Origin of the sequence: Cupriavidus sp. 30B13, assembly GCF_049059565.2 — a bacterium.
GTDB lineage: Bacteria > Pseudomonadota > Gammaproteobacteria > Burkholderiales > Burkholderiaceae > Cupriavidus.
The window spans coordinates 1,385,116-1,405,977 of sequence record NZ_CP188224.1 but is presented as its reverse complement, the minus strand read 5'-3'; the positions used below and the strand labels follow the sequence as shown (position 1 = coordinate 1,405,977).

Sequence of the window (20,862 nt, the reverse complement as noted above, 5' to 3'; positions counted from 1 at the left end):
GGTCCTCCTAGGCCTTGCGCGCCGCGGGCGCATCGACCGTGGCGGCGCGCCGCGCGCGCGGCTGCAGCAGGCGCTCGAGCGGGCCGACGATGCCCTTGGGGAAATAGAGCACCGCGCCGATCAGCACCAGGCCGTAGATCACCAGGTCCAGCCCGAGGAAGCGCCCCGCGAAGTAGGTCCGCGCCAGCTCCGAGACCGGATGCAGCACGAAGGCGCCGATCACCGGGCCGATGATGGTGCCCTGCCCGCCGACGATGGCCATGACGGCGGCGTCGATCGACAGGTCCAGCCCCATGTTCCGCTCCGGGTTGATGTAGCGGAAGAACTGCGCGTAGAAGGCGCCGCCCAGGCCGGTCATGAAGGCGCTGATCGCCAGCGCGATGAGGGGGTAGCGCGTGGTGCTCACGCCCACCGCCTGCGCGGCCGCCTCGTCGCCGCGGATGGCCTTGAGGTAATAGCCCAGGCGCGAGCGCTCGAGCGCCAGCGTGGCCAGCAGCATCACCACCAGCATGGCGAGGATGATGTAGTAGTACGGCACCTTGCCGTCGAACTGGAACGCCGCCCAGCCCCCGGCCGAGGGCGGGATCACCAGCCCCTGCGCGCCCTTGAGCGGGATGCCGAGGAACTCGTCGGTGTTCTCCACCCAGATGCGCACGATCTCGGCAAAGGCGATGGTGGTCAGCGTGAAGTACGGCCCCTTGAGCTTGAAGGTGGGGTAGCCGATGCACACCGCCAGCAGCGCCGCCGCCAGCCCGCCGGCGCACATGCCGAGCCACGGCGACAGGCCCAGCCCCGTGAACAGCAGCACCGTGACGTAACCCGCGCTGCCGGCGAACACCGAGTGCCCGAGCGAGAGCTGGCCGACGTAGCCGCACACGAAATTCCACGCCGACGCCATGTAGGCGAAGTACAGCACCATGACGAGCGAGTGCAGCACATAGCTGTCCTTGACGAACAGCGGCAGCACCACCGCGGCGCACAGCAGCGGCATGCCCAGCACCAGGTTGATATTGGTCCTTGACGACTTCATGCGGTGGTCCTCCTCATTTGCGGCCTAGCAGGCCGTTCGGCCGGACCAGCAGGACAACGATGAACAGGCAGAACGAGAAGACCGACGCGGAAGTGGCGGTCACGAACTGCGAAGCGAACGATTCGAAGATGCCCAGCACGAGGCCGCCGAGCAGCGACCCGGGGATCGAGCCGATGCCGCCCAGCACCACCACCAGGAAGGACTTGATGCCGAAGCCGAGCCCGGTGGACGGCGACACCGAGAGGAACGGCACCAGCAGCGCGCCGAACAGGCCGAGGATGCCGGCGCCGATGCCGAACGTCACGTTGTAGACGCGCCCGACGTTGATGCCCGACAGCGCCGCGGCCTCGCGGTTCTGCGCGGTGGCGCGGATCTTGCGCCCGGTGTCGGTGCAGCGCAGCCAGTAGGCCAGCCCGGCCGACACGGCCACCGCCGCCGCGCACGCGATCAGGCGCGGCACGTTGACCGGCAGCCCGCCGATGTCGACCGAGCCGCTCAGCGTGTCGGTGGTGACCGTGCGCACGTCGGGGCCGAAGCTCATCAGGATGGCGTTGTCGATCACCAGGAAGATGCCGGTGGTGAGCAGCAAGGCGCCGAGCGGCTCCACCACCATGGTGGTCTCGCGCCGGAACAGCGGGGCGATGACCACGGCCTGGGTGACATAGCCGAGCAGGAACAGCACCGGCACGGTCACCAGCGCGGTGGCGTACGGGTGGATGCCGAACACCGACCACAGCAGGTAACTGAGATACATGGCGAGCATCAGGAAGGAGCCATGCGCGAAATTGATCACCCTCAGCACGCCGAAGATGAGGCTCAGGCCCAGCGCGATGCCCCCGTAGATCCCGCCGAGCAGTACGCCGTTGACCACGGCGTAGGCCAGAATGATTGGGTCCATATACCTACCTCGATTGGGCACGGCGGCCGCGGCCGCCGTGCGGGATGTGACGGTCCGGCAGCCACGCCGGACCGTGCGACTGCGTGCCCGGCTCAGCGCGCGGCGGGCGCCGGCAGCGGCCACACCGGCTTGACGCCGGCCAGCCGGTTCTCCACCGGCCAGATGGTGCGGCGCTCGCCGTTGAGGTTCTGCGAGATCACGCCGTGGGCATAGGTGTTCTGGCCCTGGTCGTCGAACTTGATGCGCTGGTAGCCGGTGACCAGCGCGGGGCCGCTGGAGATGTCGGTGGCGGCCAGCGCCGCGCGCAGCTTCTCGCGGTCGACCGAGGCGGCGCGCTCGAGCGCGTCCTTGACGATGTACACGTTGGACATGCCCTGCGAGCCGTAGGAGTTCATGCCGTAGCCGAGCGCCGCCTTGAACTTGGCGTCCGCGTCGATGATGGCCGGGTCCTTGGCCGCGCGCATGATGTCGACCTGGAAGTCATCCTGCACGAACATGTACTCGACCGCCTTGGGCGACACCGCCTTGTAGAAGTTCGGGTCCTCCGAGCCGCCGCCCACCGAATGCACGCCGTACGGAATGTAGAGGCGGCTTTCCGCCAGCTGGCGCGTGAAGAGGATGTGGTCGGGCGTGTAGGCCACCACGATCAGCGCGTCCGGCTTCGCGCTGCGGATCTTCAGCAACTGCGCCGAGAGGTCGGTCTGGTTGGGCGGATACGACTCGTCGAGCGAGATCGCATAGCCGCGCTCCTTGACCAGCTTCTTGATGTTGGCCGCGTGCGAGCGGCCCCAGTCCGTGCCTTCGTAGAACAGCCCGATGTTCTTCGGCCCCTTGCCGGTTTCCTTCTTGAGCAGGTCCAGCGCGTCGATCTGCTCGCGCGCGTCGTAGATGGCCTTGTTGTTGGGGCGGAACACGTACTTGAAGCCGCGCTCGGTGATCTCGTCCTTGACCGCGCCGGTCACCACCCAGGGTACCTTGTAGCGCTCCGCCACCTCGGTGGCCGGGAAGGTCACGGCGCTGTTGTAGGCGCCCACGATCAGCGGTACGTTCTCGCGCTGGATCAGGCGCTCGGTCTCGGCCACGCCCACGTCGGGCTTGGACTGGCTGTCGGCGAAGATCAGCTTGAGCCTGGCGCCGCCCAGCGAGCGGATGCCGCCGGCCTGGTTGATCTGCTCGGCGGCGATCTCGGCGCCCTGCTTGGTCTGGTTGCCGATGGTGGCGGCGCCGCCGGACAACGGCAGCACGAAGCCGATCGGGATCTCCTTCACCTGGGCCTGGGCCGATATCGCGCCGCACGCCATGGCGGCGCCGAGGCCGGCGGCAAGCAGGACCGCTCGCCGGGTTCTTGAAACGAGGTTGCGCATTGACTGTCTCCTGTGTCGAACCGTTCTGTCTTTATGACTTGTTATGCAATAGCTCCCTGCACCTCCACCTGCGCCGGCGCGGCGGACGGGAGCGGGGCCTTGTCCCCGCCCGCCGCGGCCGCCGCGGCCGGGTCCTGCTATGCCGCCATGGCCTGCCGCGCCAGTTGCTCGATGCCGTCCGCGTCGAGCTTGTAGTGCGCGTACAGATGCGTCGGCGGCGCGATCAGGCTGTACTCGTCGAGGATGCCGTGGCGCACCAGCCGCACGCCGGCGCCGACGTCGGCCAGCACTTCCGCCACGGCGCCGCCGAGGCCGCCCAGCACGTTGTGCTCCTCCACCGTCATCAGCACGCGCGAGCGCGCGGCGGCGCGCAGCACGGCGTCGCGGTCGAGCGGCTTGACGGTGGCCATGTCGATCATCCCGACCGAACGGCCGGCGGCGCCGAGCCGCTTCGCCGCCTCCAGCGCGGGATGCACGCACGAGCCGGTGGCGATCAGCGTCAGCTCCTCGCCCTGCTGGTGCTCGATGGCCTTGCCGAATTCGAACGGCACGCCCTCTTCGTAGACGTCCGGCTCGCGCCCGCGGCCGATGCGGAAATAGATCGGCTGCGCATGGCCGGCCGAGGCCTTGACCGCGGCGCGCAGCTGCGGGCCGTCGGCCGGCGCCACCACGGTGAGGTCGGCGATCGAGCGCATGATGGCGAGGTCCTCGGTGGCATGGTGCGAGGTGCCGTAGAAACCCAGCGAGATGCCCGCGTGGTGGCCGACCAGCCGCACCGGCAGGCCGCAGTAGGCCACGTCCATGCGGATCTGCTCGCAGCACAGCAGCGCCAGGAACGAGGCGAAGGTGGCGACGAACGGCGTGTAGCCCACGGTGGCCATGCCGGCGGCCGCGGTCACCATGTTCTGCTCGGAGATGCCGAACTGGATGTAGCGCTCGGGAAAGCGCTGGGCGAAGCGGGCCAGGCCGTTGGAGTACTGCAGGTCGGCCGAGCCGGCGAGCACCGGCGCGCCGGCCTCGACCAGGTCGATCAGGCCGTTGGACAGGTAGCTCAGGCCCGGCGTGATGGCGTTCAGGCCCCGGTACTGCCAGGAGTCCTTGGAAAGTGGCTGGTTCATGCTGTCGGTCCTCTTATTTGTCCCTGGCGAGAATTTCTTCGGCCGCGCGCCGCGCGTCTTCGGGCGCGAGGTAGCCCAGGTGCCAGCCGGGCTCGGTCTCCATGTAGGAAACGCCCTTGCCCTTGACGGTCCTGGCGATCACGCAGGCCGGCGTGGCGCGCGCGTCGTCGGCGCGCAGCCGGCGCAGCAAGGCGGTCAGCGCGGCCACGTCGTGGCCATCCACCACATGGACTTCCCAGCCGAACGCGCGCCACTTCGCGTCGAGCGGCTCGATGCCCATCACTTCGTCCACCGCGCCGTCGAGCTGGTAGCCGTTGCGGTCGACGATGGCGATCAGGCGGTTGGCGCGATGGTGCGCGGCGGACATCGCCGCCTCCCACACCTGCCCTTCCTGCATCTCGCCGTCGCCGAGCATCACGAAGGTGGTGAAGTCCAGCCCCGCGTGCCGGCCGGCCAGCGTCATGCCCAGCCCGGCCGAGAGCGCGTGCCCGATCGAGCCGGAGCTGAAGTCGATGCCCGGCACCTTGCGCATGTCGGGGTGGTCGCCCAGCGGGCTGCCCAGGCGCGTGTATTCGTCGAGCCAGGACTTGGGGAAGAAATCCAGGTCGGCGAGGATCGGGAACAGGCCCACCGCGGCGTGGCCCTTGCCCATCAGGAAGCGGTCGCGCTGGGGCCAGCCGGGCTCGCCGCGGCGCAGCTTCATCACGTCGTAGTACAGCGCGGCGAAGGTCTCCGCCGCCGAGAACACCGAGGTGTAGTGCCCGGTCTTGGCGATCTCGATCAGGCGGATGGTTTCCAGGCGCACGAAGGTGGCGCGCTCCCTGAGCCGCGCGACCTGCTCCGCGCTGGGCGCGAACGCGCCGTCGGCGGCCGTCGGCTGCGGCGCCAGGGCCGACACAATGGCTTGGCTCATCGGGTGCCTCCGTTGTTGATTGATGCACGATATATCATGCATTTTTTCAAGGGACTGGGGAAATGCATTGGCTTACGCTCCTCTCAATTACCGCCCGCGCACGCTGGCGCCGGGCTCCGGATAGTCTGCTTCGCCGCCGGCGGCGCCATCGCGCGCGGCCGGCCTGGCGTGTGTCCGCCTGGCGGCCTGCCCGCCGGGCCGCTCAGCGCGCGGCCTGCGCCGCGCGCGCGTCCACCTGCCGCATCGCATCGGCGATCGCGGCGGCGTCCAGTTCGCGCGGGAAATTCTTCATGTGCGGGGCCGCCAGCGACAGCGCCGCGGCCGCCTCCAGCTCCTCGCGCGAGGCATCGGTCAGGCCGAGGTCGGCCAGGCGCAGCGGCAGGCCGATGCGGCGATACAGCGCCTCGATCTCGGCGCGCGCGCCGTCCTGGCGCTGCTCCAGTTCGAGCTGGACCAGCAGGCCGTATGCCACCTGCAGGCCGTGGGGCGCGCGCTGCGCGTGGCGCAGCGCGGAGAGCCCGCGCGTGAGCGCGTGCGCGATCGACAGGCCGCCGCTTTCGAAGCCCAGGCCCGACATCAGGATGGTGGCCTCCACCACCCGCTCGAAGGCGGCATCCGGCACGCCGGAGCCGGCCACCGCCAGCGCGGCCTGCGCATCGGCCATCAGCACGCGGTGGCATTCGCGCGCCAGCGCCCCCGCCGACAGCAGCGGCCGGGTGCCGAACATGTTCGCGCCCCGGGGAGCGGCCGCGCATTGCGCCGCTTCGAAGGACTTGGAGATGGCATCGCCGATGCCCGCCAGCAGCATCGCCGCGGGCGCCTGCGCGATCAGCGCGGTGTCGGCAATGACGCAGGCCGGGCTGTAGGGAAGATGCCTGACCTCGAGCAGCCGGTGATGGGCGTCGTAGAGGACGTAGTTCTTGCTGGTCGGCGCATCGTTGGAGGCCACCGTCGGCACCGTGATGACCGGCGCCTGGTAATGGTCCGCCAGCGCCTTGCCGGCGTCGATGCTGCGCCCGCCGCCGGCGGCGACGATCACCGCCGGCGCGCTGCCGCCCAGTTCGCCGACGAGGCGGGCGACCAGCTCCGGCGTCAGGCCTTCGTCGAAGCTCAGCCGGCGCAGCGCCACCGCGGCGGCGCTGCATAGCTGCCCGACGCGTTCGCCGATCATCTCCATCACCATGCGGTCCGCGATCAGCACCGCGTCGCGGCCGAGCCGGGCCACATGCCCGCCCAGCGCGTCCAGCGCTCCCGCGCCCTGGACATAGCGTCCGGGCGAGCCAAATACCGCTTGCACGTTGTCTCCTCCTTGGTTTGCGCCGGCCTGGCGAATGCCGGCCCGCTGCTGCCGGGCCGGGCGGGACGCCGCTGCGATGGCGTCCCGCCCTTCCCAATACATGATATAGGATATATGCTACATCATTATCGGTGGCTGGCAAGAAGCTTTTTTGCCGCGGCCCGCTTGCAACCCCTCGGCTTGTTCTTCCGATTCTCCCTGGAGCACTACACGATGCCGCAAACCAACCAACCCGCCGTGGGCCCGATCGACGGCCGCACGCGGGTCGTCGTCATCCTTGCCTACCCCGCGCACCACGTGCGCACGCCGGCCTTCTTCAATGCGCGCGCCGCGGCGCTGGGACTGAATGCGGTGCTGGTGCCGTGGCAGGTCTCGCCGGCGCAATTGCCCGGCGCAGTGGCGGGCCTGCGTGCGGTGGAGAACCTCGCCGGCGTGATCGTCACCGTGCCGCACAAGCAGGAAGTGGCGCGGCTGTGCGATGAGCTCGAAGGCGTGGCGGCCGACCTCGGCGTGTGCAACGTGGCGCGCCGCACGCCCGACGGGCGCCTGGTCGGCAGGATGTTCGACGGCGTGGGTTTCGTGGCGGGCCTGCGCGCGCAGGGCATCGACCCGGCCGGCAAGCGGACCCTGCTGCTGGGCGCGGGCGGGGCCGCCACCGCGGTGGCCGCCGCCCTGCTCGATGCCGGCGTCGCCCAACTGGCCATCGTCAACCGCTCGCGCGGCAAGGCCGACGCGCTGGCCGCGCAGTTGCAGGCGAAGCGGCCCGGCGCGGCCGTGGCCTCGGCCGCGGATCCGGCGGGCGACTGGGACCTGATCGTCAACGGCACCTCGCTCGGCCTGAAACCCGACGATCCCCTGCCGCTCGACCCCGCGCTGCTGCGGCCGCAGGCCATCGTGGCGGAAGTCATCATGCAGCCGGCGCGCACGCCGCTGCTGCTCGCGGCGCAGGCGCGCGGGTGCCGCGTCCATCTCGGCGAGCACATGGTGACGGCGCAGATCGACCTGCTGGTGGACTACCTGCTTGGCGCGCCGCCCGGCAACGCCGGCAGCGCGGCATGACCGGAAAATCGACCCCGCACATCATATATGATGTGTCCCTGAACATTCCTTACCGAGGCAGGCTGTCATGAAAGAACTCGTGCGCGTGGAGAAGAGCAATCTGTCGTCACGCGTCTACGACCAGATCCGGTCCGCATTGATGAGCGGCAAGTACGTGCCGGGCGAGCGCTTGCGCGTGGCGGAACTGGCCCAGTCGATGGGGACCAGCACCACCCCCGTGCGCGAGGCGATCTTCCGGCTGGTGAGCGAGCAGGCGCTGGAAATGACGGCGGCGACCTCCATCACCGTGCCCGAGCTGGACCCGGGCACGGTCTCCGAGATCCAGCTGATGCGCACGCTGCTCGAAGGCGCCGCGGCCGAGGCCGCCGCGCTGCGCATCACGCCGCAGGAGATCGCGCGGCTGCGCAAGACGCATGAGGCCTTCATCAAGGCGGTATCGTCCAGCCCGCGCGAAGCGGCGGGCCTGAACCGCAAGTTCCATTTCGAATTGCTTGCCGCGTCCCACCTGCCGAACCTGTTCGCGGTGGTGGAAAGCATGTGGGTGCGGATGGGCCCGCTGCTGCATATCTTCCACACGGAACTGCAGGCCAGCAGGGAAAGCCTGGAAGAGCACCCGCACTACCGCGTGCTCGACGGCCTCGCCCGGAAGGACCCGAAGACCGTGTCGGCGGCGATCGGCGACGACATCCAGTGGGGCAAGACGGTATTGCTCGACTGGATGGCGTCGCGGGAAGAGGAACCGGTCTGACCGCGGGCCGGGCCTACCGGGCCTACCGGGCCTGCCGCAGCCGCGCGAGCAGCGCGTCGGCCACGGCCAGCGCGGAAGCCGGGTTCTGCCCGGTGATCAGCTCGCGGTCGGTCACCACGTAGGGCGTCCACGGCGCCACGTTGCTGCCGTAGCGCGCGCCGGCCAGTTCCAGCGCCGTCTGCGGGTAGAACTTCATCGTCCCGCCGCCGAGCAGCCCCTTGGCCTGCTCTTCTTCCTGGTTGCTGATCACCGTGAGCCGGTAGCCGGCATAGGTCCAGCCCGGCACGGCCTGCGCGCCGGCACCGGCCTCGAGCGCCCGCACGAAGCCGCGCGCGTCCGGCAGCGTGGAGAGCAGCGCGATGGGGCCGTGGCACACCAGCGCCGTGGTCTTGCCCCGGGCGTGGAAGTCCGCCAGGAGCTTGCCCAGCTCGGCACTGTGCGACAGGTCCTGCATGGGCGCGTGCCCGCCCGGGATATACACCGCGTCGAAATGCGCATAGCCGATCTGCGCCACGCGCGCCAGGCTGATCACCGGCGAGCCGCTGCGCGAAGTAATGTTCAGTTGCGCCATCAGCGCCTGGTGGGCCTGCAGCGCGGCCTCGTCGCCGCCGAAATACATCTTGTCGAGCGACGACTTGTCCACCGTGGGCGCCAGCCCCGCGGGCGTGGCGAAGGTCACCGAGTGGCCCGCGTCGAGCAGGCGCTTCACCGGCTGCATCAGTTCGTTCAGATAGAAGCCGGTCTGGTACACCTTGCCGTCTTTCAGGTCGAGGTGGTCGGCGTCGGAAAGCACCACGAGGACGTTGCCCGCGTGCGCGCTGAACGCGGTCATGGCGGCCACCGCGCCGGCGGCGATGCTGCTGGTCAGGTTCATGTTCTGTCTCGAAGATAGGAAGGGTTAGGGTCGAGCAAGGGCGAGGAAAGACGCTCACACTTTATTCACGCCGCCATCGGCGATAAACTCCTGCAAAGGGAAATCACCTGTTCTTCAGAGGCAAAAATGGCACGGCGATTCGATCACCTGGGCGATGTGGAAGCGTTTATCGCCGTGGTGGAAAAGGGCTCGGTCAGCGCCGGCGCGGTGGCGCTGTCGACCACGCCGTCGGTCCTCAGCCGCGCCATCGCGCGGCTGGAAGCGCGCCTGGGCATCCAGCTGCTGCGGCGGACCACCCGGCGGCTCAACCTGACCGAGGCGGGCCGCCTGTACCTGGAAAGCACGCGCACCGCCTTTGCGCTGATCGACGATGCCGAGCGCGCCATCCAGGGGCAGGACGGCCAGGTGGCCGGCCGCGTGCGCCTGAGCGTGCCCACCACCTACGGCCATTACCGCCTGCCGCCGCTGCTGCGCCGCTTCGCGCAGCGCCACCCGGCCGTGCAGGTCGAACTGAACATCACCAACCGCAACGTGGATCTGGTGGCCGAGGGCTTTGACGTGGCCATCCGGCTGGGCAAGCTGCCGGACAGCGGGCTGGTCGCGCGCCGCCTCGAAGATGCCGGGCTGTGCCTGGTCGCCACGCCGGACTACCTGGCGCGCGCCGGCACCCCGCAGGCCATCGCCGACCTCGCGGGCCATGCCTGCCTGCACTTCGTGATGCCCAGCACCGGCCGCGTGGCGCCGTGGGTATTCAGCGACGGCGGCAGCGAGGTGGACTGGACGCCATCGGCCGGCATGCAGGTATCGGACGACGTGCTCGGCGTGGTGTCGCTGGCCGAGCAGGGCCTGGGCATCTGCCAGACCTACCGCTTCATCGCCGGCGAGCGCATCCGGCAAGGCCGCTTCGTCGAAGTGCTGCCCCGCCTGAGCGGGCGCACGCGGCCCTTCTCGCTGGTCTTCGCGCCGCACCGGCGGCTGTCGGCCGCCTCGCGCACGCTGATCGACTTCCTCGCGCAGAGCACGCCGGCCGGGGAAGCCGGCGGCTGAGCGCAGGCTGCGCGGGCGCGCTCAGGCCGGCGCCACCTCGAGCAGGATCTTGCCGGCGTGCGTGCTCGACTCCATCAGCGCGTGGGCCCGGCCGGCCTCGGCGAGCGGCATCACGGCGTGGATCAGCGGCAGGCACCGGCCCTGCTCCAGCACCGGCCAGAAGGCCGCGCGCAGGCCCTCGATCAGCTCGGCCTTGTTCTGCGGCGTGCGCGCGCGCAGCGTGGAGCCGGTCACGTTGAGCCGCTTGAGCATGACCGGCAGCAGGTCGATGTCGACGCGGCTGCCTTCCAGGAACGCGATCTGCACCAGCGCGCCGTCCAGCGCCAGCGCGCGCAGGTTTTTCTCGATGTAGCGCCCGCCCACCATGTCCAGCACCACGTCCACGCCGCGGCCGTCGGTCGCCTCGGCGACGGCGTCGTTGAAATCCTGCTCCCGGTAATTGATCAGGTGCGTGGCGCCATGCCGGCGGCAGATCTCCAGCTTGTGCGCATTGCCCGCGGTGACGGCCACCTCGGCGCCAACCTCGCGCGCGAGCTGGATGGCGGTGATGCCGATGCCGCTGCTGCCGCCGTGGACGAGGACGGACTTGCCCGCCGACACCAGCTTGCCCGCGAACAGGTTGGCCCACACCGTGATGTAGTTCTCCGGCAGCGCCGCGGCCTGCGCCAGCGTCAGGCCGGCGGGCACCGGCAGGCAGTGGCGCTCGTCGGCCACGCAGAATTCGGCATAGCCGCCGCCGTGGGTCAGCGCGCAGACCTGGTCGCCGGCCTTCCAGCGCGTCACCGCTTCCCCGACCTGCTCGACCGTGCCCGCGACCTCCAGCCCCAGGTAGGGGCAAGCCGAGGGCGGCGGGTTGTAGAGGCCGAGCCGCTGCAGCACGTCGGGCCGGTTGACGCCGGCAAACGCCACCCGTATCAGCACTTCGTGGGCGCCCGCGCGCGGCGTGGCGGCTTCCTGCAATACCAGCGTGTCCGCCCCGGTTCCGGGGCCGTGCTCGATGTACTTCATGGCGACATCCTTTGCCTGACGGCGTTGTCTGTTCGTGGTGCGATGGGGAGAATGCGGGTCCGACGCCGGGGGCAACCCGCCCCGGCATGCCTGCGCCGCGTCCGGATTTGACGCGCACAGAATATATCATGCATGATATTACGGCGCAGGACAGCGCCGCGCGGCATCGGCGGGAACGCGCGCCGGCGGGACCGTCTAGACTGGGGACTGCGCGCCACCGATCACACCATATCGATCAGGGAGCACAACGCTCCCGCCCAAGGAGCAAGGCATGCCGATTGCCGGGATGAACCACTTCACCGTCCTGACCGACGCCCTCGAAGACAGCGTCGCTTTCTATCGCGAGGTGCTGGGCTTCGAAACCGGCCCGCGCCCGCCGTTTTCGTTCCCGGGCGCGTGGCTGTACGCCGGCGGCGCGCCCATCGTCCACCTCGTCGCGACCGCTGCGCTGCCGGCGCCCTCGGCCGGCGTGCTGGACCACATGGCCTTCACCGCCACCGGGCTGGAGCACCACGCGCGCGACCTGCGGCGCCGCGGCATTCCGTTCACGCTCGGGCGGCAGGCGGGCTCCGGCCTGTGGCAGTTGTTCCTGCACGATCCCAACGGCGCCAGGATCGAGCTCGATTTCGACGCGCGCGAGCCGCAGCCGGGCGAAGCCTAGCCGCGCGGCGGCGGGCTCACTCCACCGTGATGCCCCCCTTCTTCACCACCGCGCCCCAGCGCGCCGCCTCGTCCTTGATGAAGGACTGGAACTGGTCGGGCGTGCCGCCCACCGGATCGATGCCGTATTCGATCAGCCGCGCCTTCACGTCGGGCTGGTGCAGCACCGCGTCCATGTCGGCCGACAGCCTGGCCAGCACGTCCTTCGGCGTCTTCGCCGGCGCGATCAGGCCGATCCAGCTGCTGGCGGTCACGCCGGGATAGCCCGCCTCCGCCATGGTCGGCACGTCCGGCGCGGCGGGCCAGCGCGCGGGGCTGGTAATGGCCAGCGCCTTGAGCTTGCCGGCCTTGACCTGCGGCATCATGGTCTGCACCGAATCGAAGATCATCGCCACCTGGCCCGAGAACAGGTCCGGCAGCGCCGGCGAGACGCCCTTGTACGGCACGTGCGTCATCTTCATGCCCACGGCCTGCGAGAACAGCTCGCCGGCCAGGTGCGCGCCCGAGCCATTGCCGCTGGAGGCATAGGTCATCTTGTCGGGATGCGCCTTGCCCCAGCTCACCAGCTCCTTCACGCTCGACGGCGGCAACTGCGCGCTGGACACCAGCAGCAGCGGGATGCGGCCGATCTGGCTGACGCCGGTCAGGTCCTTGACCGGGTCGTAGGCCATCCTGGGATAGAGGCTGGGATTGATCGCATGCGCGGCCACCACCACCAGCAGCGAATAACCGTCCGGCGCGGACTTGGCCACGTTGTCGGAGCCGATCATGCCGTTGGCGCCGGGGCGGTTCTCCACCACCACCGGCTGGCCGATGCGCTCGGCCAGCTTCTGCATGACCAGCCGCGTCACGGCGTCCGACACGCCGCCCGGCGTGTACGGCACCACCACGCGCAGCGGCTTGCCGGGATAAGCCGCGTCGGCCCGCGCCGCGCCGGCCATGCCGCACGCCAGCGCCGCGGCGAGCAGGCACGCGCCGGCCCATCGGCCGCGGGCCCGGTTCGTCTTCGTCGTCTTCATGTCTCCTCCGTCAGGATGGAACCGGCGCCCTTGGTATCGGTTGGATGGCGGCCGGCGTTGCGCAAGCGCTGCGGCCGGGTCTACGCCCAGCCTGGCGGCACCGTCAGCGGGAAATCGAGCAGCATCTGCGCATAGCTCTTGCCGAGCGGGTCCGAGCGCAGGCTGGCCACGCCGCCGCCGCCCAGCGCGCGGTGCAGCAGGAAGTTGAGCGCGTGCAGGCCCGGCACCTCGAAGCGCTCGACCTCGCCTTCGACCAGATGCGCGAAGTACGCGCGCACGGCGGCGGGCGTCAGCTGCTCGCGCAACAGCGGCAGGAAAGCCGGTTCGCGCGCGATCACGCCGATGTTCTCGTCGTCGCCCTTGTCGCCGCTGCGCGCGTAGGCCAGCGCGACCAGCGGCACGGTCACGCGCGGACCGGCGGGAATGGCCGGAACGTGGGCCGCGGGCGGCAACGCCTCGGCCGCCGGCAGGTCGCCCACGATCGCCGCGCACGACAGCGTCTCGGCGCTGCCGTCGAGCTCCACCCGCATCGGCACCTCCGACTTCGGCACCAGGAACGAGAACACCTTCACCACCGGCTGGATATCCACGCGCCCCGCGAACGAGGAGCGCGTGCCCGCCGCCATCGAGGTGCCCGCCGACGAGCATTCGCGCTGCAGGAAGCGCAGCGCGCGCGCCTGCGCGTGGCGCGCGCCGATGCGCAGCACCACCTCGCGCGTGGGCAGCGCGCGCGCGTGCGGGCCGTATTGCGATTCGCAGCCGAGCAGCTCGACCACGGTGTCGGTGTAGTCCGGCAGGCCGTTGGCCGCCAGCATGGCGCGCGTGCGGGCCAGCAGCGCCTCGGCCGTGCGGCGGGCCTTGGCGGGCGCGTCGATGCCGCGGATCGCCATCATCAGGCTGAGCTGGTAACCGTCCTGCCAGGTGCCGTTGGCCTTGTAGTGCGCGCCGGGCGCGCGGCCGCGCGCGCCGTGCACGCGCACCCGGCCGGGCGCCACCTGCGCGGTGCGCACCATGCGGAAGTCGCAGGTCACGTCGGGCATCAGGTAGCTGGCCGGGTCGCCCACCTCGTACAGCACCTGTTCCGCCACGGCGGCGGGATCGACCAGGCCGCCGGTGCCGTCCGGCTTGGAGAGCACGAAGCTGCCGTCCGCGGCGCAGTCGATCACCGGATAGCCGATGCGGTCCCAGTCCGGCACGCGCCGCCAGTCGGTAAACAGGCCGCCGGTGGCCTGCGCGCCGCACTCGATCACGTGGCCGGCCAGCGTGCCGGCGGCCAGGCGGTCCCACTCGTGCCATTGCCAGCCGAATTCGTGCGCCAGCGCGCCGACCACCACCGCGCTGTCCACGCAGCGCCCGGCGATCACGATGTCGGCGCCCATGGCCAGCGCGCGGGCGATGCCTTGCGCGCCGGTATAGGCGTTGGCCGACAGCAGCTCCGCGGGCGGCGCGGCGCCGCTGTAGAGATCGGTCAGCCCGCCGGCGCGCCAGCCGTCGAAGCGGGCCAGCACGTCGTCGCCGCTCACCACCGCCACCCTGGGCGCCAGCCCCTGCTTCGCGGCCGCCGCCAGCAGCGCGGCGCGGCAGGCCTGCGGATTGAGGCCGCCCGCGTTGGCGATCACGCGGATGCCGCGCGCCAGTATCTGGCCGAGGTGCGGCGCCATCGCGGCCTGCACGAAATCGGTGGCGTAGCCCAGCGCCGGGTCCTTGGCGCGGGCGCGCGCCAGGATCGACATGGTGGTCTCGGCCAGGTAGTCGTAGACCAGGTATTGCAGGCCGGGCACGGCCAGCAACTGCGGCGTGGCGATGGCGGAGTCGCCCCAGAAGCCGGAGGCGCCGCCTATCCTCACGGTGCGCGCGGCGTCCGCGCCCGGGCTCATGCCTGTTCCTCCCCGCTACCCCGCGCGCCGGCCGGCGCCGCCACGCGCGCCAGCAAGGCGCCGGCGCGCGCCTGCCCGCCTTCGCGCGCATTGAGCTCGGCCAGCACGCCGTCGAACGGCGCGGCGATGGCGTGCTCCATCTTCATCGCCTCGAGCACCACCAGCACCTGGCCGGCCTGCACCGCCTCGCCGGCGGCGGCCTTCACCGCCACGATGCGCGCGGTCAGCGGCGCCAGCAGTTCGCCGGCGCTTTCCGCGCTGCCGCCCGCGCGCTGCTTGCGGCGCGGGTCCAGCCGGTCGAAGCGCCAGGCGCGGCCCGCGCTGAACAGGTGCAGGGCATCGGCCGCGCTCGCGAACACCAGCGGCAAGGCCATGCCGTCGCACTCCACCAGCGCGCTGCCGTCGCCGGCATCGGCGCGCAGCACGCGGGCGCGCACGGTGTGGGCCGCGTCGCCTTCGCGCAGCGTCACGTCCCAGCCCGGCGCGGCGGCGCGCACGTCCACGCGCCATTGCTGCCCGCCCGCCTGCAGGCCGAGGCTGAACGCCGGCGCCACCAGCCCGGGCCGCGCGCCCTCCGCCAGCAGCCCGGCGGCGGCCAGCGCCGCGCAGGCCACCTGCGGCAAGGCGGGGGACGCTGCCCGCAGCGCGTCCTGCATGTGCGCCTCGACAAAACCGGTATGCACATCGTTGCCGGCGAACGCGGCGTGCGCCAGGCAATCGGCCAGGAAGCCCTGGTTGCTGGCCACGCCCAGCAGCACGGTCTGCTCCACCGCGCGCAGCAGCTTGCGGCGCGCCTCTTCGCGCGTGGCGCCGTGTGCCACCAGCTTGGCCACCATCGAGTCGTAGTGGACCGGGATCTCGCCGCCCTCCTGCAGCGCGTGGTCGACGCGCACGTCATGCCCGTTGGCGGGCGGGCGCCAGCGCAGCACCGGGCCGCCCTGCGGCAGGAAGCCGGCGGCCACGTCCTCGGCGGTCAGCCGCACCTCGATGGCGTGGCCCCGCAGCGCGACCTGCTGCTGCGTCACCGGCAGCGGCTCGCCGGCGGCCACGCGCAACTGCCATTCGACCAGGTCGAAGCCGGTGATGGCCTCGGTCACGGCATGCTCGACCTGCAGCCGCGTGTTCATCTCCATGAAGTAGAAATTGCCGTCGCCGTCGAGCAGGAATTCCATGGTGCCCGCGCCCACGTAGCCGATGGCCTGCGCGGCGCGCACCGCCGCCTCGCCCATGCGCGCGCGCAGCGCGGGCGACACCGCCGGCGACGGCGCCTCTTCCACCACCTTCTGGTGGCGCCGCTGCACCGAGCAGTCGCGCTCGCCCAGGTGGATCGCGTTGCCGTGCGTGTCGGCGAAGACCTGGATCTCCACGTGGCGCGGCGCGATCACCGCGCGCTCGAGGATCAGCTCGCCGGAGCCGAACGCGGCGCCGGCTTCGGAACGCGCGCTGGCGAGCGCGCCCGGCAGCGCCTGCGCCTCGCGCACCAGCCGCATGCCGCGCCCGCCGCCGCCGGCCGCGGCCTTGACCATCAGCGGGAAGCCGATCTGCGCCGCGGCATGCAGCAGCGCGGCGTCGTCCTGCGCCTCGCCCTGGTAGCCGGGGATGCAGGGCATGTCGGCGGCCAGCATCAGGCGCTTGGCCTCGGCCTTGTTGCCCATCGCGCGGATGGCCGCGGCCGGCGGGCCGACGAAGACCAGCCCGGCCTGCGCCACGCCTTGCGCGAACGCGGCGTTCTCGGCCAGGAAGCCGTAGCCGGGGTGCACGGCGTCGGCGCCGCTGTCGCGCGCGGCCGCGACGATGGCCTCGATGTTCAGGTAGGAGGCGCGCGGCGCGGCGTCGCCGATGCGCACGGCGCGGTCGGCAAACGCCACGTGCGGGCTGTGGCGGTCGGCCTCGGAGTACACCGCCACGGTGGCAAGGCCCAGGCGGCGCGCCGTGCGCATGATGCGCAGGGCGATCTCGCCGCGGTTGGCGACGAGCAGGGTATGGAAGGGTCGGCTGGTGCTGGTAGCAGGCATGGTGCTCATTGGGAACGCGGGGATGCGAGGTGGGGATGCGAGGTGGAAGTGTCAGTCTTGCGTGGCCTGCGCGGCGCGCACGGCGGCGGCGTCGAAGCGCGCCACCCAGGCGGCGTCGCGCTTGTCGCGGAAGGCCTGGATGCCTTCGGCGCCTTCGCCGCGCATGCATTGCGCGAACAGCCGCGCGGCTTCGTCGAGCGCCTCGCCCTGCGGCAGCCGCGCGGCGCGCGCCACCAGCGGCTTGAAGGCGCGGTTGGCCTGCGGGCCGCAGCGGCAGATGCGCGTGAGCCATTCGGCCAGCAATGCATCGAGGGCGGCGCCGTCGGCGGCCAGTTCGTCGGCCAGGCCCAGCGCCACCGCCGCGTCGCCGCTCGCGCGCTCGCCCGACAGGCCGAGCCGGCGCGTGGCCGCGGCGCCGATGCGCGCCACCACGAACGGCGCGATCTGCGCGGCGATGATGCCCAGCGTCGTCTCCGACAAGGCAAAGCGCGCGTCGCGCGTGGCCAGCACGATGTCGGCGGCGCACGCCAGCCCCATGCCGCCGCCCATCGCCGCGCCCTCCACCGCCGCCACCACCGGCACCGGCAGCGCGGCGAGGCGCTGCATGAAATAGCCGAACTCGCGGTTGCGGCTGGCCACCGGGTCGTCGCCGCCGGGGCCGGCGTCGAGCCGCGCGCGGAAGTTGCCCACGTTGCCGCCCGCGCAGAAGAAGCCGCCCGCGCCGCGCAGCACCAGCGCGCGCACCGCGCCATCGGCTTCGGCGCGCGCCACGGCGGCATCGAGCGCGGCCACCACCTCGGGCGCGAGGGCGTTACGCGTGGACGGCGCGTTGAGGGTGGCGAACAGCACGCCCTGGACTTCGCGCACGATCACGGCGGGCGCGCTGGGCCGGGCGGCTTCGGGTTGGACTGCCTGGTTCATGGCTGGCATCGGAAAACGTGGTGAATGCGGGAAGGACGACAAAGGACGGCGGGCGGCGCGGCGCTCAGCCGCGCGACATGATCCCCATCTGCCTGGCGATCACGGTCAGCATCACCTCGTCGGCGCCGCCGCCGATGGAGCCCAGGCGGAAGTCGCGGTAGGCGCGCGAGGCGTGGTTGTCCCAGGTGTAGCCCATGCCGCCCTGGAACTGCATGCACCAGTCGGCCACCTCGCGCGACAGGCGCCCGGCCTTGAGCTTGGCCATCGACGCCAGCTCGACCACGTCGCCGCCGTCGATATAGGTCTTGGTGGCCATGTAGACCAGCGCGCGCAGCGCCTCCATCTCGGTCTTGAGCTCGGCCAGCTTGAACTGGATGAACTGGTTGTCCAGCAGCGGCTTGCCGAAGGCGACGCGCTGGCGCAGGTAGTCCGCGGTTTGCTCGATCAGCGCGGTGCAGGCCAGGCGGCGCGCGGCGCCGTTCAGGCGCTCTTCCTGGAACTGTTTCATCTGGTAGATGAAGCCCATGCCCTCCTCGCCGATGCGGTTGCGCACCGGCACGCGCACCTCGTCGAAGAAGATCTGCGCGGTGTCCGAGCACCACATGCCGAACTTCCTGATCTTCTGCACCTCGACGCCGCGCGCGCGCTTGCCGCCCTGCCTGAGCGGCACCACGATCAGCGACTTGTTCTTGTGCACCGGGCCGTCCGAGGTATTGCACAGCAGGCAGATCCAGTCGGCCTGGGTGCCGTTGGTGATCCACATCTTGGCGCCGCTGATGACGTAGTCGTCGCCGTCGCGGCGCGCGCGCGTCTTGAGCGAGGCCACGTCGGAGCCGGCGCCGGCCTCGGACACGCCGATCGCCGCCACCATCTCGCCGGCGATGGCCGGCGCCAGGAATTCGCGCTTGAGCGCATCGGAGCCGAACGCGGTCAGCGCCGGCGTGGCCATGTCGGTCTGCACGCCCACCGCCATGCCCACGCCCTGCGCGTCGACGTAGCCGAAGGCTTCGGCGGCCGCCACCGCGTAGGAGAAATCGAGGCCCAGCCCGCCGTACTCCACCGGCTTGGTGATGCCGAGGAAACCGAGCTCGCCCATCTTCCTGAACAGCGCGTGGGCGGGAAAGATCTCGGCGGCCTCCCATTCGTCCACGAACGGGTTGATCTCCGCATCGACGAAGCGGCGGATGCTGTCGATGATGTTGCGGTGGTCTTCGGTGTAGAGCATGTCGTTGTCTCCGTATGTCTTGTCTTGGTGGGCCGGCGGGCGGATCAGCGTGGGGATCGGCGGGCGGCTCGGCGGGCGGATCAGAAGCGCGCCACGCCGAACTGCACCGGGCGCGGTGCGCGCGCCTCGGCCTCGCGCGCGGTGGCCAGCACGAAGGCCAGCACCGCGCGCGTGTCGCGCGGGTCGATCACGCCGTCGTCGAGCAGCAGCCCGCTGGTGACGAAGGCGCTGGCCTGGCGCTCGAAGCTGGCCACGATCTCGCCGGTCTGCCGGGCCAGTTTCTCCTCGTCCACCGGCACGCCCTTGCGCGCGGCCTGCTGGCGCGCCACGATCTCCAGCGTCATGGCGGCCTGCTCGCCGCCCATCACCGCGGTGCGCGCGTTGGGCCACGAGAAGCAGAAGCGCGGGCGGAAGCCGCGCCCGCACATGCCGAAGTTGCCGGCGCCGTACGAGGCGCCGCAATAGAGCGTGATCTGCGGCACGGTGGAGCTGGACAGCGCCTGGATCATCTTGGAGCCGTGCTTGATCATGCCGGCCTCCTCCGAGGCGCGGCCGACGATGAAGCCGGTGGTGTTCTGCAGGAACACAATGGGCGTGCCGCTCTGGTTGCACAACTGGATGAACTGCGCCGCCTTGGTGGCGCCGGCCGGGTCGATCGGGCCGTTGTTGCCGATGAAGCCCACCGCGTGGCCTTCGATGCGGCCGCGCCCGCACACCGTGGCCACGCCGTAGTCGGGCTTGAACGGCAGCCAGGCGGAATCGTCGACGATGCGCCCGACGATCTCCAGCATGTCCACCGGCTTCTTCACGTCCAGCGTCATCACGCCGTCCAGCTCGCGCGCGTCCAGGCGCGGCGGCCGCGCGGGCCGCGGCAGCGGCGGCGCCACGGCCGGCCAGTCCAGGCTGGAGACGATGTCGCGCGCCAGCGCGATGGCATGCTCGTCGTCCTCGGCGAGGAACTCCGCCAGGCCGCTGACGGTGGCGTGCAGGTCGGCGCCGCCCAGCTCCTCGTCGGTGGCGATCTCGCCGGTGGCGGCCTTGAGCAGCGGCGGGCCGGCCAGGAAGGCGCGGGCGCGGCCGCGCACCATCACCACGTAGTCGGACAGGCCGGGCATGTAGGCGCCGCCCGCGGTGGACGAGCCGTGCACCACCGTGATCACCGGCAGGCCGGCGGCGGACAGGCGCGCGAGGTTGTAGAAGATGCCGCCGCCGCGCACGAACTTGTCGACGCGGTATTTGCGCAGGTTGGCGCCGGCCGACTCCACCAGGTGGATGAACGGCAGGCGGTTTTCCAGCGCGATCTCCTGGCAGCGCATCAGCTTGAGGTTGCCGCCTTCGGTCATGGCGCCGGCGTCGATGCCGGAATCGGTCGCCACCACCATGGCGCGCACGCCGCTGACAAAGCCGATGCCGGCCACCAGCGAGCCGCCGGGAATCGAGGTCTCGGGGTCGGGATCGTCCATGCCGTAGCCGGCGAGGCTGGCGATCGGCAGGAAGGCGCTGGCCGGGTCCAGCAGGCGGGCCAGCCGCTCGCGCGGCAGCAGCGCGCCGCGCCGGGCGAAGGACGGGCGGGCGCGCTCGGAAGCGGCGGCGGCGCGCTGCTCCAGCGCGCGCAGGCGCCCGATCAGGGCTTGCATGCCGTCGCGCTGGCTGGCGAAGACGGGACTGGCGGGATCGATCCGGGACTCGATGGGAAGCATGGCGCTCGGCAAGGGACTGGAATGCATCGATTGCAAACCAGGCGCCCGCGGCGGACAAGCGCAAACGCTCCATTTGTGCATAATGTGCA

At 71.2% G+C, this 20,862-nt stretch carries 18 protein-coding genes; 4 read left to right on the top strand and 14 right to left on the bottom strand.

Annotation, left to right across the window (positions count from 1 at the left end; translation table 11 throughout):
* Positions 1-7: 7 nt before the first annotated feature.
* From ACKI2N_RS25385 to ACKI2N_RS25360, 6 genes are all read right to left on the bottom strand, one after another.
* Positions 8-1,030, bottom strand: a complete 1,023-nt coding sequence (locus ACKI2N_RS25385; protein WP_420991565.1) for a branched-chain amino acid ABC transporter permease — start codon at positions 1,028-1,030, stop codon at positions 8-10.
* Between the two features lie 13 nt (positions 1,031-1,043).
* Positions 1,044-1,928: a branched-chain amino acid ABC transporter permease gene (locus tag ACKI2N_RS25380; RefSeq protein ID WP_420991563.1), complete on the bottom strand. Its 885-nt coding sequence runs from the start codon at positions 1,926-1,928 to the stop codon at positions 1,044-1,046.
* A gap of 92 nt (positions 1,929-2,020) precedes the next feature.
* Positions 2,021-3,292 carry an ABC transporter substrate-binding protein gene (locus ACKI2N_RS25375; protein ID WP_420991562.1) on the bottom strand — a complete coding sequence of 424 codons (1,272 nt, stop codon included), beginning with the start codon at positions 3,290-3,292 and terminating at the stop codon, positions 2,021-2,023.
* 137 nt (positions 3,293-3,429) lie between these two features.
* The gene (locus ACKI2N_RS25370) at positions 3,430-4,410 is read right to left on the bottom strand and encodes a transketolase family protein (protein ID WP_420991561.1); all 981 of its coding nucleotides are present in this window, start codon (positions 4,408-4,410) and stop codon (positions 3,430-3,432) included.
* Between the two features lie 13 nt (positions 4,411-4,423).
* Positions 4,424-5,323 carry a transketolase gene (locus ACKI2N_RS25365; protein WP_420991560.1) on the bottom strand — a complete coding sequence of 300 codons (900 nt, stop codon included), beginning with the start codon at positions 5,321-5,323 and terminating at the stop codon, positions 4,424-4,426.
* Positions 5,324-5,525: 202 nt separating this feature from the next.
* Positions 5,526-6,620 (bottom strand): glycerol dehydrogenase, encoded by a 1,095-nt coding sequence (locus tag ACKI2N_RS25360; RefSeq protein WP_420991559.1) that lies wholly within the window; start codon positions 6,618-6,620, stop codon positions 5,526-5,528.
* Positions 6,621-6,833: 213 nt separating this feature from the next.
* Between ACKI2N_RS25360 and ACKI2N_RS25355 the strand changes: the two genes are divergently transcribed.
* Entirely contained in the window at positions 6,834-7,679 is an 846-nt protein-coding gene (locus ACKI2N_RS25355) for a shikimate dehydrogenase family protein (RefSeq protein WP_420991558.1), read from the top strand.
* Positions 7,680-7,746: 67 nt separating this feature from the next.
* Positions 7,747-8,427, top strand: a complete 681-nt coding sequence (locus ACKI2N_RS25350; RefSeq protein ID WP_420991557.1) for a GntR family transcriptional regulator — start codon at positions 7,747-7,749, stop codon at positions 8,425-8,427.
* 22 nt (positions 8,428-8,449) lie between these two features.
* Here the strand turns inward: ACKI2N_RS25350 and ACKI2N_RS25345 are convergent, their stop codons facing one another.
* Positions 8,450-9,301 (bottom strand): type 1 glutamine amidotransferase domain-containing protein, encoded by an 852-nt coding sequence (locus tag ACKI2N_RS25345; protein ID WP_420991556.1) that lies wholly within the window; start codon positions 9,299-9,301, stop codon positions 8,450-8,452.
* A gap of 126 nt (positions 9,302-9,427) precedes the next feature.
* Here ACKI2N_RS25345 and ACKI2N_RS25340 point away from each other — a divergent pair, with 126 nt between their 5' ends.
* Positions 9,428-10,348 (top strand): LysR family transcriptional regulator, encoded by a 921-nt coding sequence (locus ACKI2N_RS25340; RefSeq protein ID WP_420991555.1) that lies wholly within the window; start codon positions 9,428-9,430, stop codon positions 10,346-10,348.
* A gap of 21 nt (positions 10,349-10,369) precedes the next feature.
* Here the strand turns inward: ACKI2N_RS25340 and ACKI2N_RS25335 are convergent, their stop codons facing one another.
* Positions 10,370-11,356 carry an NAD(P)H-quinone oxidoreductase gene (locus ACKI2N_RS25335; RefSeq protein ID WP_420991554.1) on the bottom strand — a complete coding sequence of 329 codons (987 nt, stop codon included), beginning with the start codon at positions 11,354-11,356 and terminating at the stop codon, positions 10,370-10,372.
* Positions 11,357-11,627: 271 nt separating this feature from the next.
* On the opposite strand from ACKI2N_RS25335, the gene ACKI2N_RS25330 reads away from it, so the two are divergent.
* Positions 11,628-12,017 carry a VOC family protein gene (locus tag ACKI2N_RS25330; RefSeq protein ID WP_420991553.1) on the top strand — a complete coding sequence of 130 codons (390 nt, stop codon included), beginning with the start codon at positions 11,628-11,630 and terminating at the stop codon, positions 12,015-12,017.
* Positions 12,018-12,033: 16 nt separating this feature from the next.
* Here ACKI2N_RS25330 and ACKI2N_RS25325 read toward each other — a convergent pair whose 3' ends face one another.
* The 6 genes from ACKI2N_RS25325 to ACKI2N_RS25300 all read right to left on the bottom strand — a co-directional run bounded on the left by ACKI2N_RS25325 (position 12,034) and on the right by ACKI2N_RS25300 (position 20,773).
* On the bottom strand, positions 12,034-13,035 hold the full coding sequence (locus tag ACKI2N_RS25325) for a tripartite tricarboxylate transporter substrate binding protein (protein WP_420991552.1): 1,002 nt from the start codon (positions 13,033-13,035) through the stop codon (positions 12,034-12,036).
* Positions 13,036-13,115: 80 nt separating this feature from the next.
* Positions 13,116-14,912, bottom strand: a complete 1,797-nt coding sequence (locus ACKI2N_RS25320; RefSeq protein WP_420991550.1) for an acyclic terpene utilization AtuA family protein — start codon at positions 14,910-14,912, stop codon at positions 13,116-13,118.
* Positions 14,909-16,927: an acetyl/propionyl/methylcrotonyl-CoA carboxylase subunit alpha gene (locus ACKI2N_RS25315; protein ID WP_420991549.1), complete on the bottom strand. Its 2,019-nt coding sequence runs from the start codon at positions 16,925-16,927 to the stop codon at positions 14,909-14,911. Before ACKI2N_RS25315 ends, ACKI2N_RS25320 begins: the two co-directional genes overlap by 4 nt.
* 51 nt (positions 16,928-16,978) lie before the next feature.
* The gene (locus ACKI2N_RS25310) at positions 16,979-17,848 is read right to left on the bottom strand and encodes an enoyl-CoA hydratase/isomerase family protein (RefSeq protein WP_420991548.1); all 870 of its coding nucleotides are present in this window, start codon (positions 17,846-17,848) and stop codon (positions 16,979-16,981) included.
* Positions 17,849-17,912: 64 nt separating this feature from the next.
* Positions 17,913-19,073 (bottom strand): acyl-CoA dehydrogenase family protein, encoded by a 1,161-nt coding sequence (locus tag ACKI2N_RS25305; protein WP_420991547.1) that lies wholly within the window; start codon positions 19,071-19,073, stop codon positions 17,913-17,915.
* 80 nt (positions 19,074-19,153) lie between these two features.
* The gene (locus tag ACKI2N_RS25300) at positions 19,154-20,773 is read right to left on the bottom strand and encodes an acyl-CoA carboxylase subunit beta (RefSeq protein WP_420991545.1); all 1,620 of its coding nucleotides are present in this window, start codon (positions 20,771-20,773) and stop codon (positions 19,154-19,156) included.
* Between the last annotated feature and the right edge of the window lie 89 nt (positions 20,774-20,862).

Bases quoted from the DNA above. Each gene is read 5' to 3' on its own strand.
- ACKI2N_RS25385 (WP_420991565.1), bottom strand. From the start codon at position 1,030: ATGAAGTCGTCAAGGACCAATATCAACCTGGTGCTGGGCATGCCGCTG.
- ACKI2N_RS25380 (WP_420991563.1), bottom strand. From the start codon at position 1,928: ATGGACCCAATCATTCTGGCCTACGCCGTGGTCAACGGCGTACTGCTC.
- ACKI2N_RS25375 (WP_420991562.1), bottom strand. From the start codon at position 3,292: ATGCGCAACCTCGTTTCAAGAACCCGGCGAGCGGTCCTGCTTGCCGCC.
- ACKI2N_RS25370 (WP_420991561.1), bottom strand. From the start codon at position 4,410: ATGAACCAGCCACTTTCCAAGGACTCCTGGCAGTACCGGGGCCTGAAC.
- ACKI2N_RS25365 (WP_420991560.1), bottom strand. From the start codon at position 5,323: ATGAGCCAAGCCATTGTGTCGGCCCTGGCGCCGCAGCCGACGGCCGCC.
- ACKI2N_RS25355 (WP_420991558.1), top strand. From the start codon at position 6,834: ATGCCGCAAACCAACCAACCCGCCGTGGGCCCGATCGACGGCCGCACG.
- ACKI2N_RS25350 (WP_420991557.1), top strand. From the start codon at position 7,747: ATGAAAGAACTCGTGCGCGTGGAGAAGAGCAATCTGTCGTCACGCGTC.
- ACKI2N_RS25345 (WP_420991556.1), bottom strand. From the start codon at position 9,301: ATGAACCTGACCAGCAGCATCGCCGCCGGCGCGGTGGCCGCCATGACC.
- ACKI2N_RS25340 (WP_420991555.1), top strand. From the start codon at position 9,428: ATGGCACGGCGATTCGATCACCTGGGCGATGTGGAAGCGTTTATCGCC.
- ACKI2N_RS25335 (WP_420991554.1), bottom strand. From the start codon at position 11,356: ATGAAGTACATCGAGCACGGCCCCGGAACCGGGGCGGACACGCTGGTA.
- ACKI2N_RS25330 (WP_420991553.1), top strand. From the start codon at position 11,628: ATGCCGATTGCCGGGATGAACCACTTCACCGTCCTGACCGACGCCCTC.
- ACKI2N_RS25325 (WP_420991552.1), bottom strand. From the start codon at position 13,035: ATGAAGACGACGAAGACGAACCGGGCCCGCGGCCGATGGGCCGGCGCG.
- ACKI2N_RS25320 (WP_420991550.1), bottom strand. From the start codon at position 14,912: ATGAGCCCGGGCGCGGACGCCGCGCGCACCGTGAGGATAGGCGGCGCC.
- ACKI2N_RS25315 (WP_420991549.1), bottom strand. From the start codon at position 16,927: ATGCCTGCTACCAGCACCAGCCGACCCTTCCATACCCTGCTCGTCGCC.
- ACKI2N_RS25310 (WP_420991548.1), bottom strand. From the start codon at position 17,848: ATGAACCAGGCAGTCCAACCCGAAGCCGCCCGGCCCAGCGCGCCCGCC.
- ACKI2N_RS25305 (WP_420991547.1), bottom strand. From the start codon at position 19,073: ATGCTCTACACCGAAGACCACCGCAACATCATCGACAGCATCCGCCGC.
- ACKI2N_RS25300 (WP_420991545.1), bottom strand. From the start codon at position 20,773: ATGCTTCCCATCGAGTCCCGGATCGATCCCGCCAGTCCCGTCTTCGCC.